The organism is Flavobacterium agri (genome assembly GCF_013401995.1).
GTDB classification, from domain to species: domain Bacteria; phylum Bacteroidota; class Bacteroidia; order Flavobacteriales; family Flavobacteriaceae; genus Flavobacterium; species Flavobacterium agri.
Genome location: NZ_JACBJI010000003.1, coordinates 234399 through 246712 on the forward strand (window position 1 = coordinate 234399; position 12314 = coordinate 246712).

Annotated in this window: 12 protein-coding genes; 5 read left to right on the forward strand and 7 right to left on the reverse strand. The window is 47.5% G+C overall.

Translation table 11 applies throughout. The features are described from left to right. Positions 1 to 39: 39 nt before the first annotated feature. A complete protein-coding gene (locus tag HZF10_RS08380) occupies positions 40 to 1428 on the forward strand; it encodes an exopolysaccharide biosynthesis polyprenyl glycosylphosphotransferase (protein WP_176005745.1) in 1389 nt (462 codons plus the stop codon). Between the two features lies 1 nt (position 1429). Here the strand turns inward: HZF10_RS08380 and HZF10_RS08385 are convergent, their stop codons facing one another. The 3 genes from HZF10_RS08385 to HZF10_RS08395 are packed head-to-tail and all read right to left on the reverse strand — an operon-like array spanning position 1430 to position 4026. Beyond that, complete coding sequence (locus HZF10_RS08385; protein ID WP_176005746.1) at positions 1430 to 1807, reverse strand: hypothetical protein; 378 nt, start codon at positions 1805 to 1807, stop codon at positions 1430 to 1432. 2 nt (positions 1808 to 1809) lie between these two features. Further along, the gene (locus HZF10_RS08390) at positions 1810 to 2931 is read right to left on the reverse strand and encodes an Lnb N-terminal periplasmic domain-containing protein (RefSeq protein ID WP_246282513.1); all 1122 of its coding nucleotides are present in this window, start codon (positions 2929 to 2931) and stop codon (positions 1810 to 1812) included. Between the two features lie 27 nt (positions 2932 to 2958). Then, a complete protein-coding gene (locus tag HZF10_RS08395; protein WP_449531340.1) occupies positions 2959 to 4026 on the reverse strand; it encodes a putative type IX sorting system protein PorV2 in 1068 nt (355 codons plus the stop codon). 154 nt (positions 4027 to 4180) lie between these two features. On the opposite strand from HZF10_RS08395, the gene HZF10_RS08400 reads away from it, so the two are divergent. From HZF10_RS08400 to HZF10_RS08410, 3 genes are read left to right on the forward strand one after another with little or no spacing between them, the layout of a single operon-like run. Continuing rightward, complete coding sequence (locus tag HZF10_RS08400; RefSeq protein WP_176005747.1) at positions 4181 to 4891, forward strand: CDP-alcohol phosphatidyltransferase family protein; 711 nt, start codon at positions 4181 to 4183, stop codon at positions 4889 to 4891. 53 nt (positions 4892 to 4944) lie between these two features. After that, a complete protein-coding gene (locus HZF10_RS08405; RefSeq protein ID WP_246282515.1) occupies positions 4945 to 5733 on the forward strand; it encodes a glycoside hydrolase family 25 protein in 789 nt (262 codons plus the stop codon). Further along, a complete protein-coding gene (locus HZF10_RS08410; RefSeq protein ID WP_176005749.1) occupies positions 5733 to 6689 on the forward strand; it encodes a tetratricopeptide repeat protein in 957 nt (318 codons plus the stop codon). Before HZF10_RS08405 ends, HZF10_RS08410 begins: the two co-directional genes overlap by 1 nt. 243 nt (positions 6690 to 6932) lie before the next feature. Here the strand turns inward: HZF10_RS08410 and lptB are convergent, their stop codons facing one another. The 4 genes from lptB to HZF10_RS08430 form a co-directional block, all read right to left on the reverse strand. Beyond that, the gene (lptB, locus tag HZF10_RS08415; protein ID WP_176005750.1) at positions 6933 to 7706 is read right to left on the reverse strand and encodes an LPS export ABC transporter ATP-binding protein; all 774 of its coding nucleotides are present in this window, start codon (positions 7704 to 7706) and stop codon (positions 6933 to 6935) included. 87 nt (positions 7707 to 7793) lie between these two features. After that, positions 7794 to 8141, reverse strand: coding sequence for a carboxymuconolactone decarboxylase family protein (locus HZF10_RS08420; RefSeq protein WP_176005751.1), 348 nt, complete (start codon positions 8139 to 8141; stop codon positions 7794 to 7796). Between the two features lie 3 nt (positions 8142 to 8144). Next, positions 8145 to 8975: a twin-arginine translocase subunit TatC gene (gene tatC, locus HZF10_RS08425; RefSeq protein ID WP_246282517.1), complete on the reverse strand. Its 831-nt coding sequence runs from the start codon at positions 8973 to 8975 to the stop codon at positions 8145 to 8147. Next, positions 8975 to 9940: a KpsF/GutQ family sugar-phosphate isomerase gene (locus HZF10_RS08430; RefSeq protein WP_176005752.1), complete on the reverse strand. Its 966-nt coding sequence runs from the start codon at positions 9938 to 9940 to the stop codon at positions 8975 to 8977. The genes tatC and HZF10_RS08430 overlap by 1 nt, the downstream gene beginning before the upstream one ends. Positions 9941 to 10030: 90 nt before the next feature. Between HZF10_RS08430 and recQ the strand changes: the two genes are divergently transcribed. Further along, the gene (gene recQ, locus HZF10_RS08435) at positions 10031 to 12226 is read left to right on the forward strand and encodes a DNA helicase RecQ (RefSeq protein WP_176005753.1); all 2196 of its coding nucleotides are present in this window, start codon (positions 10031 to 10033) and stop codon (positions 12224 to 12226) included. Positions 12227 to 12314 lie beyond the last annotated feature (88 nt).

The following is a 12314-nucleotide window of genomic DNA, read 5'->3' on the forward strand; positions in this document are numbered from 1 at the left end:
AGCTAATTCCTTAACTTGCGCGCTCATTCAAGGTTGACGATGAATAGGAAAAAGATACATTTTGAAGTTTCGGAACGCAAAATCCTGCTCAGGGTTTTCGATATGCTTTCCGTACTCGTTGTTTTGTATCTTATGGGTAAGGTTTTTAATTTCAACTACTTTGATATTTCGGCGAGCAATTTTATTTGGACGATCGTACTCGGGCTTTACCTCACGATCATCGGAAGCGTGTTCGAGATGTACAACCTGCAGGTGGCGAGCAACGAGTTCCAGATGACCAAAAGCATCGTGCTGACGGCTTCGGTGACGGTACTCATTTACCTGCTCACGCCGTTCTATTCGCCCGTGCTTCCTAATAGGATCCAGATTTTGTATTTCTATCTGGCCGTTTTGGGCGCACTTTTCCTTTGGCGTATTTTTTACGTAAAATTTCTGGCTTCACAGCGTTTCATCAAAAAAGTGATCCTGATTTGCGACCGCGACCAGGCCAAGGAGCTTATCACTGGGCTAGAAAGCGTCGATCCGCATTACAAGGTTTTGGGATATGTGAATACCGACAGCAATTCGCCCCATACGCCTGAATTTGGGTTCATCGAGCACATCGGTTCCGAAAAACTCGACAAATTCGTAGAGGACAACATGGTTTCAGAGGTCGTCATCGCATCACAAAAAACCGATGGCATCACGGTAAATATCTACAACCAACTGATCCATTTGCTAGAGAAAGGCTTCATCATCAGGGAATATACCCAGGTTTACGAAACCATTACGCAACGCATACCGGTTCAATATGTAGCGCGCGATTTTTACCGATATTTCCCTTTCAGCCGAAGCAACCAAAACCATTTGTATCTGTTGGTGGTGCGTCTTGTCGAAATCCTGTTCTCGATTTGCGGGATATTGGTCGGCATCGTGCTTTTGCCTTTGATCCTCATCGGAAACGCCATAGGTAATAGAGGTTCGTTATTCTACACACAAGAACGCGTCGGGCGCAACGGAAAGGTTTTCAACATCCTCAAATTGCGTACGATGATCAAGAATGCCGAGGCCAACGGAGCGGTTTTCACGACCACGAACGATTCGCGCATCACGCCTTTCGGGAAATTCATGCGAAAGACGCGTATAGATGAATTCCCGCAATTCATCAACATACTTAAAGGCGATATGGGCGTGATCGGCCCTCGTCCCGAACGTCCGGTTTTTGTGAAGGAAATCGCCGACGTCATGCCGTTTTACGAAACGCGTCACGTGATCAAGCCAGGTTTGACGGGATGGGCGCAGGTCAATTATTCATACGGCGATTCTATAGACGACAGTTTGATGAAGCTGCAATATGACCTGTATTACATCAAGCACCGCAGCGTTTTTCTCGACATCAACATCACCGTAAAGACTTTGAGTACGGTTTTGTTCTATCGCGGACAATAAATCACAGAAGTGTAGGCTGGGAGAAGATTCTTCCCACAATCGCCAAGAAACTCAGCGCTTGAATGATGATGAATCCGATCAACGACGCGCGCAAGTACTTTTTCATGTACGTCGCTTTGCGGAAAGGAAACAACGCGATTACAAATCCGATCACGAATCCTGCAATCAAAGGCCCGACGAGATAAGCGCCCAATGCATATCCGATTTTGACCGCCGTATCCATGCCATTGCGGATCAACAGCAGGAAAAACGTAATGTTCACCGCGCTCACCATTACCGAATAATTCAGGAATCGCTTCGTAGACAATTTTAGGTCGCGTCCGCGTTGGTCGCTCTCGAGTTGCTCGACGAAATTTTGGTCTATCTGGTCTTGTTCCATAATTATCTGAAAAGCGATTTGTTTTTGGCGCGCAATCCCAAACGCAGCAGCAAAACCGCATGGGCCACGATCATTGGCGCTACGATAAGCAAGTGGGATTTGTTGAGCATGTAGATCAAATAGACGCCGAGGCATCCCAAACACAATAAACTGGTTATATATACGCCTTTCGCGTTGCGTCGTCCATAGGAAATCACCAAAAACAGCAACAACGGGTTGATGAGCAAGGCGTTGTAATTCCATTGCAGTTCGGTGTGGAACGAATACCATCCGGCCACGCAAAAGAAAATGCCCAAAAGCGACATCACCGTAAAATAGACGAGCGTTACCTTGTCGTTGTTGACGAAAACGATCAGCAACAAAAGCGCGATGTATGTGTAGACATTGTTCCACCACGATTTCGCAGCGGCTTCTTCCTCGAAAACCAACCACGATTTGTTCGATTTGAGTAACGGTTTGCCCGAATTTTTGGCCGATGCGATGCTTTGGTACAATTCGATCGGAAGGAACAATTGCTTGGCGTTTTCGTCTACCCTTGTCCCGAAAAGGACGCTGGTTCCCCATTGCTCGTAGAAATGTCCGTCGAATTCGGGATAAATGATCGCGCGGTACGAGGTTTCGGTATTCCCGATTTTCACGACCGTGTTTGGCGCTACATATTCGTTGATCAGATCGGCTACTTTCGTCGTACAGTTGCGGTCGATGAACTTATACGTATAAAAACGCTCCTGGGAAACCAGAACCGTATTGAGTTTGTTGAAAAGCTGCTGTTTTTGAGGCTGCGTCAAATCCAAAACCTGTTCAAAAACAGAGCGTTTCTCGTAATCGTAATTGTAAAGGAAATCCTCGAAAGTGCTCGTCGATACGAAATACTGCAGATCGCCCTTGACGAACTTGAGCGCGAAATTCGGCGTCGAAAAATCGAACGTGCCGTAATTGTAAACTTTGTCGATGCCGTTTGCCGAATCAGAAATGCGCAATGCCGTATGCCCGAAAAGCGAGTACAGTTCATTGCCTTTGCCGCACGTGAGCACGCTGACTTGGGCCGAATCGGACAACGTCATGAATTGGGCCGAAGCCGAAATACCGACAAACGCAAAAATCAAAAGGAGAAGCCGACGCATCGAAAGGAATTTCGTGCAATTTACGAATTAACGGAAAATGCTGAGGTCGACTTTGAGTGAAAAGATATTCGAATACAAAGCCGCGCTCTGGTCGCCCAAATCGGTCAACGCATAATCGACCTGAATGCCTTTGTACTTGAAGCCGACGCCTACGTTGGGCTGGAATCCGACGCGTTCCGAACCGTCGAGTTCGGTGATGTTCTGGAAGTTTCCGACGCCTGCGCGAACGAAAGCCAAATCGATATAGCCGAGTTCGAAACCGACCGCCGGATCGATACTGACGGCCGAAGTCGAAATGATGTCGTTCGTCTGCTCAAAACGGCAGTTGAGATTAATCGCGCCCAAAAGCGTCATCTCGTTGTGGAATTCGTGTTTTTTGGAAATGCCGAGTTGTAGTTTCGGAAGCGTGATCTCTGTACTTTCGGGCAATTCCTGGTTTTGTCCCTCGACGGCGTCCTGTACTTTTTCGAATTCTTCCTCGTCTATCGCCCAAATGTTGTACGTGGTGGTGATGTCGCGCGCCATGGCCCCGAATTTCCATCCGTTGCGTTCGAACTGGATGCCCAAATCGAACCCGAATCCCCACGAATTCGCGAATTTACCTATGATGCGACGGATCACTTTCGCGTTCGCACCGATCGACAATCCTTCGATTTTCATGTGGCGCGCATACGAAAATAGGAAAGCGTAATCGGCGGTCGAGAAAAGGCTGATGCGGTTATAATCGATATTGCCCTGCTCGTCGATCAATTGGGTAGTGTTCATGATGTCGTCGACTCCGAAACGGATTGCAGAAATTCCCCAGGCGCTGCGGTCGTCAATCGGTTTGGCGTAGGCGAGGTAATCGTATTGGGCGATGTTGGCGAAATAGCTCGCGTGCATCGCGCCGACCTGTCCGTCCTGAAGGTTGAGGATTCCCGCAGGATTCCAATACACGGCATTCACGTCGTTGGTACTGGCCGTCACGGCGTTCGACATACCGAGTGCCGCCGCGTCCACACCAATATTCATGAACTCGTTCGAATACTTGCGCGTGGTCTGTGCCGAGGCATGCAGACATCCGAAAGCGAACACGAGCGTGAGAAGTTTTTTCAAAGCGGAATTTTTTTTCAAAAATAGTCTTTTTTGGACGCATCCAGCCTATAAAATCGGCACGTGCGCAAAGCGTTAAAAACTCTCTTAAAAACGTATTCGGCTTAAAGTTATTGTACTACATTTGCGGGAAACCGACAATAAAAATCCAGACTTGATGCGCCTTTTGCGACAATTGCCCAACCTGATTACGCTTCTCAATCTTTTTTCGGGTTGTATCGCCTTGATTTTCGCCTTCCACGACAATTTCCTGTACGCTTTCGGCTTTGTGGCTTTGGGTATTTTCTTCGATTTCTTCGACGGATTTTTCGCCCGAATCCTCAACGCATCGTCTCCATTAGGACTGCAATTGGATTCGTTGGCCGATATGGTCACGAGCGGCGTCACACCAGGTTTGGTGATGTACAAAATGCTTTTGGATACGGTAAAAAGCCACGATCTTCCCGTTTGGCTGCCGTATTTGGGATTTGTGATTACGTTGGGTTCGTGCTACAGATTGGCCAATTTTAACATCGACACGCGCCAGACCGATTCTTTCATAGGATTGCCGACGCCTGCGAACGCTTTGTTTATTTTGAGCCTTCCGTTGGTTTTGGCCAACACCGATTCGTTGATCGTGCTCGAATTGCTCGTCACGCCCTGGGTGTTGTTGCTCATTACCGCTTTGAGCGCGTATATGCTCAATGCCGAAATCCCGCTTTTCGCGCTAAAGATCAAGAAGTTTTCGCTTAAGGAAAATTCGCTCCAGATTACATTCCTGGCGATTTGCATCCTGCTTTTGGTTTTCTTCAGATATGCCGGAATCCCGCTTATCATCTTAACTTATGTGGGCATGTCGCTCGTGACCAACAGACTCGTGAAAAAGTAATGGCGTTGCGCAAAAGTTCAACGCGTTCGCGTTCAAAGTCGAAGAAAACACCCATGGAAAAATGGCTCGTGCGTTCCGTATGGATCGCGATCGCGCTTTTGGTCTTCGTTGGCGTGGCTTGGCATTATAGAAACGGGCTCGCGTATTACTTCAGTTTTAAAACCGACAAAAAGATTTCCGCAGAAGAACAGAAGCTCATCGACGTGCGAAATGTCGAGGTTTTGACGCGCCATCACGGCAACGCGATCGGTTTCGACGTATCCGAATATCAAGGCGAGATCGATTGGACGAAAGTCGATTCGGTAGAAAGTTTGTATCCGATCGATTTCGTATTCATCCGCTCGACGGCCGGAAAGGACAAAATGGACGCCTGTTTTAAGGAAAATTGGGTCGGAGCCGGAAAAAGAGGCTTGATTCGCGGCGCTTATCATTATTATCGTCCCAACGAAAATTCCCTCGAGCAAGCCGCGCATTTCATTTTGAATGTCCGACTAAAACCAGGCGATCTGCCTCCGGTGCTCGACATTGAGAAAATTCCCGAAAACCAGTCTATGGATAGTTTGATCGTCGGTCTTCACAGATGGTTGAACGCCGTAGAAAAGCACTATAAAGTACAGCCGATCATTTATTCGGGCGAAAAATACTACGACGATTTCCTAAAAGAGGAATTCGAAGGTTACACGTTCTGGATTGCCAATTACAACTTTTTTGTCGAGCAGATAGAAGACGAGTGGACGTTTTGGCAATTTACCGAAAGTGCCGAGATTCCGGGTGTTCCGGGTCCGGTTGATATCAATATTTACAATGGGCCTAAGGCCAGGTTACAAAAGCTCCGGATTTGATGGAATTTCTTAAATCTTTTTTTTCGGGTAAAACGCAAACCGACGAGGACAAAGCGTTCACCGATTTTTTCAACGATTCTTTTGCGCGTTATTTCAGTTTGGCCGATCCCGATTTCCGGGCAGAACTCGACAATAAGTTCGGCGATCCGATGTTGCCGCAGGAATATTTTCCTTCAGCCTATGAAGAATGCCTCAAAACTACCGAGGTTTGGGAAAAGCGAAGTATTCTTTTTGCCGCTCTCGACCAGCATTACTTGCTCATGCTTACCAAATGGCAGGCGATGGAGCGTTTCCTTATCGATCGCTTTCCCGAGAAAGCGTTGGCTTATGTCAAGGAATTCGGCAATGAACAGGATTTCGAGGATGTCGATTTCCTGACTTCGTTCGCGCGTTGCCTGTTCGTGCTTTCGCGTTATTCCGAAGGGTTGAAATATGCCAGAAAAGCGGTTTCCCTCGATCCTGAATCCAATCGCGCACAACTCGCTTTGGCCGATTTGCTGCATCTGACCGGTGAACGAGACAAGGCGCACGAAGTATTCAAAAAAGCGGTCGCATCAAGCTCATTGGCGCGTTCGGGTACGACGGGATACGGTTTGTACGATTTGGTGTGTTTCAAGAACGATATCGTGCACTCTTCGGTGTATGCGGTCGGGCTTTTGAAAAGTTCCGAAGCACCGGAAACGGAGTGGGCAAGGGTAGAACCTGAGTTTTATTTTTGTCCGTATTTCAAGTCGCAGCACGCATTTTACCTGATCCAAAACAAGCAAAGTCTTAAAGGGATGAACAAACTCGTCGCGCTTGCAAAAGAATTCCCGACGTATAAAGAAGGAGTCGTAAATGCGTACAGTGTAATCAAGCAGTACCAACACCAGATGGGCAAAGATGACTTGATGAAAGGCGATGAGGAATTTTTGTTGAAGGTTTTGAATAAAAACGGATGGGTTGGGAAACCGTGATTTTTCGTTTTTAGTTTAAGACCTAACAGGTTTCCTAAACCTGTTAGGTCTTAAGGTCAAAGTTCGGGTTTTACAGAATATATGCGCTACAGTTTTTCTGTACTTATTGTTAAAAATCGGATTGAGATGAATCTTCCGCTGAATGTTCAGAAAAAATTAGACCTAACAGGTTTCCAAAACCTGTTAGGTCTAACAACCTCAAAGTTAAGTCTCAAAATCCAACTTCAAGTACATATTTTATACCTATTCTGTTAAATCTGCATTTTCCGATTTAGGCTTGAAATCCAACTTCTTCTTGCGCAATTCAAAGTTCTGACCTAAATACACGCGACGAACCATTTCGTCCTGAACCAATTCTTCGGGCGTCCCTGCTTTGAGGATTCCGCCTTCGAACATCAGATAACTCTTTTCGGTAATCGCCAACGTTTCCTGCACGTTGTGGTCGGTAATCAGAATCCCGATGTTCTTGTCCTTGAGTTGGGCCACGATACGTTGGATATCTTCTACCGCAACCGGGTCGACGCCCGCGAAAGGTTCATCCAAAAGAATGAATTTCGGATCGGTCGCCAAAGCGCGTGCGATTTCCGTACGACGTCTCTCGCCGCCAGACAAAAGATCGCCGCGGTTGGTCCTGATGTGCTGAAGCGAGAATTCATCGAGCAACGACTCCATTTTGGCTTCCTGTTCGTCTTTGGTGAGATTCGTCAGCTGCAACACGCTCATGATGTTGTCCTCGATGCTCAATTTGCGGAACACTGAGGCTTCCTGAGCCAGATATCCGATACCGTTCTGTGCGCGTTTGTACATCGGGAAATCGGTGATGTCGGTCTGGTCGAGGTAAATCGTGCCGCTGTTCGGCTTGACCAAACCCACGATCATATAGAAAGAAGTCGTTTTTCCGGCACCGTTCGGCCCGAGCAAACCTACGATCTCGCCTTGGTTCACTTCTACCGAAATCCCTTTGACGACGGTTCTTTTTTTATAGGTCTTGATTAAATTTTCGGCTCTTAATTTCATAGTCGGATGTCCAAAGTCTGATATCGAACGATATTGCCGACAAATAAACGAATCGGCTCATTAACCTTTTATTCTTTTAACAAACAATTATTTCGATTCCTCGAGCTCTTCCCAAAATTCATACGCGCGTCTCAAATGCGGGATCACGATCGTACCGCCGACCAAAGTCGCGATACCCATAGCTTCCATCATTTCTTCTTTGGTTACGCCTTCCTTGAAACTCGTCTCGAGGTGATATTTGACGCAATCGTCGCAACGCAAAACCGTCGAAGCCACCAATCCGAGCAATTCCTTGGTCTTCACATCGAGCGCGCCTTCCGCGTAAGCGTTGGTGTCGAGGTTGAAAATACGCTTAATGACCTTGTTGTTGTCGGCCAAAAGCTTCTCGTTCATTTTGGAACGGTAGTCGTTGAATTCTGTAACTAAATCAGCCATAACTTACGTTTTTTCGATTATTTCTTTCTTTTTCCCGACGATGGCCGCAATCAAGATACTGCCTTCGAAAATAATCAGCATCGGAATTGAGACGATGATCTGGCTCACCACATCGGGCGGTGTCACGATGGCCGCGACGACGAGGATTCCGACCACCGAATATTTGCGTGTCTTGCGAAGGAATTCGGCCGAAACCAATCCGAGTCGGCTCAGGAAATAAATGATGACGGGCAATTCGAAAAACAATCCGCACGCGATCAAAGACGTCTTGAACATGCTGATGTACGAATCCAGATTGAACTGGTTCTTGATCAGGTCGCTCACTTTGAACGTGGCGAAGAAGTTGACCGACATCGGAATGATCAGATAATACCCGAACAATACGCCCAAAAAGAACAAAAGTGACGAAACCGAAATGAACAGTCGCGCGCCTTTGCGTTCCTTCTCGTACAAGGCCGGGCTTATGAAACGCCAGAATTCCCAAAGAATGTAGGGAAATCCGATGATAAATCCGCCCACGATACACACCCAGACGAGAATATTCACCTGGCCTTCCATGTCGGTATTCTGAATGATGAAATTGAAGTCGTTCGCCGTAATGCAGATGTCCGAAACCTCGAGCTGGTGCGCCAAATCGCAGAAGAAACCGTACGTGACGAAATCGGGTTTGAGAGGCGCGAGCACCAAATCGTCGAAAATATAATCGCTTACGAAAAAAATCACCGTCGCCATAATGAGCACGACGATCGTACTGCGCACCAAAAGCCAGCGCAATTCCTCGAGATGATCCATGAACGACATTTCGTTCAAGGGCTTTTTTGGATTTTTAGCCATTATACCACTCCTTCTTTTAAAATGTCATGCAAATGGATGACACCTTTATAAGTGCCTTCATCTACGACGATAAGTTGGGTGATCGCGAAGTCTTCCATAGTATTCAACGCGTCGGTCACCATATTTACGGAAGATACCATTTTCGGGTTTTGCGTCATGATGTCTTTTGCGGTCAAATCTGTAAAAGAATCGCGTTTTTCGAGCATTCTTCGGATGTCGCCGTCGGTGATGATGCCGATCACATGGTCGTTTTCGACAACCGCGGTCACGCCCAATCGTTTCTGCGAAATCTCGATGATGACGTTCTTGATCGACGAATCGGCCGAAACCACGGGACGATGCGTCTGGTCGAGCATATCGCCCACACGCAACAGCAGTTTCTTTCCGAGCGCGCCTCCGGGATGGTATTTCGCGAAATCCTCGGCTCCGAAATTGCGCATTTCGATCAAACAAACCGCCAAAGCGTCGCCCATAACGAGTTGAGCCGTGGTAGAATTGGTAGGAGCGAGGTTGTTCGGATCGGCTTCGGCAGCGACGGTCGTATCGAGGACCAAATCGGAACCTTTGGCCAAAAACGACGTGACGTTTCCGGTCATGCCGATGAGTTTGTTTCCGAAGCGCTTCAATATCGGAACCAAAACCTTGATTTCAGGACTGTTTCCGCTTTTCGAGATGCAGATGATGACGTCTCCGGGTTGCACCATTCCCAAATCGCCGTGAATGGCTTCTGAAGCGTGCAAAAACATAGCAGGAGTTCCCGTAGAATTCATCGTCGCCACGATTTTCTGGGCGATGATCGCGCTTTTGCCGATTCCCGTAACGACGAGTCGGCCCGAAGCGTTGAGTATAAGTTCGGCCGTCTTGGCGAAATCTTCGGTAAGGATGTTGGAAAGGTGGGCAATCGCTTCACTTTCAGCGAGTATGGTTCGCTTAGCCGAAGCCAGTATTTTTTCGGTATTTATCAAAAGATTGTGATGCTAATAAGTTTGTAAGCCTGAAAATAAGTGTTATCTTTAGGGAAAGCAAATGTACGTAAATTACCCTTATCCCTTAGAATGAATCTACCCGAAATTGATATACACCAGCAGTTACGGAAGTATTTTGGTTTCAGCCAGTTCAAAGGCTTGCAGGAGCAAGTCATCCGAAGCATTTTAGCAAAACACGACGTTTTCGTCATCATGCCTACGGGTGGCGGCAAGTCGCTTTGTTACCAATTACCGGCGCTGATAGAAGACGGAACGGCCATAGTCGTATCGCCTCTTATTGCGCTTATGAAAAACCAGGTCGACGCCATCCGCGGGATTTCTGCCGAAGTCGGTGTCGCCCACGTGTTGAATTCCTCGTTGACCAAGTCTGAAATCCAGACGGTCAAAAACGATATAATGGCGGGAAAGACAAAGCTTCTTTACGTTGCGCCTGAATCGCTCATCAAAGAAGAGTACGCCGATTTCCTCAAAACCCAGAAATTGTCGTTCGTCGCCATAGACGAAGCGCATTGTATTTCGGAATGGGGACACGATTTCCGTCCCGAATACCGCAATCTGCGCAGTATCATCAAAAACTTTGGCGATATTCCGATAATCGGATTGACCGCTACGGCGACCCCGAAAGTCCAGGAAGACATCCTCAAAAATCTCGATATTCCCGATGCCGATGCTTACAAAGCGTCGTTCAATCGCCCGAATCTGTATTATGAAGTGCGTCCGAAAACGAAGAACGTCGAGGCCGATATCATACGGTTTATCCGCAGTCACAAAGGAAAATCGGGTATCATTTATTGCTTGAGCCGCAAAAAAGTCGAAGCTATTGCCCAGGTTTTGCAGGTCAACGGGATCAATGCCGTTCCGTATCACGCCGGATTGGATGCCAAAACGCGCGCGAAACATCAGGACATGTTCCTCATGGAAGACGTTGAAGTGGTTGTGGCGACGATCGCTTTCGGAATGGGAATAGACAAGCCAGACGTGCGTTTCGTAATCCATCACGACATCCCGAAATCGCTCGAAAGCTACTATCAGGAAACCGGTCGCGCCGGACGTGACGGAGGCGAAGGTCATTGCCTTGCGTATTATTCGTACAAAGACGTCGAAAAACTCGAAAAATTCATGTCGGGGAAACCCGTAGCCGAACAGGAAATTGGGTTCGCATTGTTGCAGGAAGTCGTGTCGTATGCCGAAACGTCTATGTCACGCCGCAAATTCCTGTTGCATTATTTCGGAGAGGAATTCGATCCCGAAACCGGCGACGGAGGCGACATGGACGACAACATGCGCAATCCGAGGAAGAAAAAAGAAGCCAAGGACGATGTCAAATTGTTGCTCGAAGTCGTGCGCGACACCAAGCATTTGTACAAAGCCAAAGAAATCGTCTTCACGCTTATAGGAAAAGTCAACGCCGTCATCAAGGCGCACCGCACCGATATGCAACCGTTTTTCGGAGCCGGTGCCGACCAGGAAGAACGTCATTGGATGGCTTTGATACGGCAAGTACTCGTAGAAGGTTATCTGTCGAAAGACATTGAAACATACGGCATCCTCAAAATCACCGAAAAAGGACTCGATTTTATCAAAAGTCCGCATTCGTTCATGATGACCGAAGATCATGAATACGACGAAAACGAAGACGATACGGTCGTTACCGCGTCCAAATCTTCGGGAACCGCCGACGAAGCGTTGATGGCCATGCTGCGCGACCTTCGCAAAAAAGTGGCGAAAAAGCTCGGTGTGCCGCCTTTCGTGGTGTTCCAGGATCCGTCGCTTGAGGATATGGCGCTCAAATATCCGGTGTCCGTAGACGAACTTTCTAACGTACACGGCGTAGGCGAGGGCAAGGCCAAAAAGTACGGAAAGGATTTTGTCGAACTCATCGCACGTTATGTCCAGGACAACGACATCACACGTCCCGATGACCTCGTCGTAAAATCGACAGGAGCGAATTCGGCCAACAAATTATACATCATCCAAAGTGTCGACCGCAAACTTTCGCTGGACGATATCGCCAAAGCCAAAGGCATGAACATGGATGCGCTGCTCAAGGAAATGGAAATGATCGTGTACTCGGGTACCAAACTCAACATCAAATATTGGATAGACGACCTGCTCGACGACGACCAACAGGAGGAAATACAGGACTATTTCATGGAATCCGAAACCGACAGGATCGAAGACGCGCTCAAGGAATTCGAAGGCGATTACGATATTGAGGAGTTGCGTTTGATGCGGATCAAGTTTATTTCGGAAGTCGCGAATTGATACAGCTTTAAACCAATCGTTCCTGAATTTCGTTTTAGGGAATTAGGTTTTGTGGATTCCGACGAAGGAGGAATCTAGTTAAGTGCGC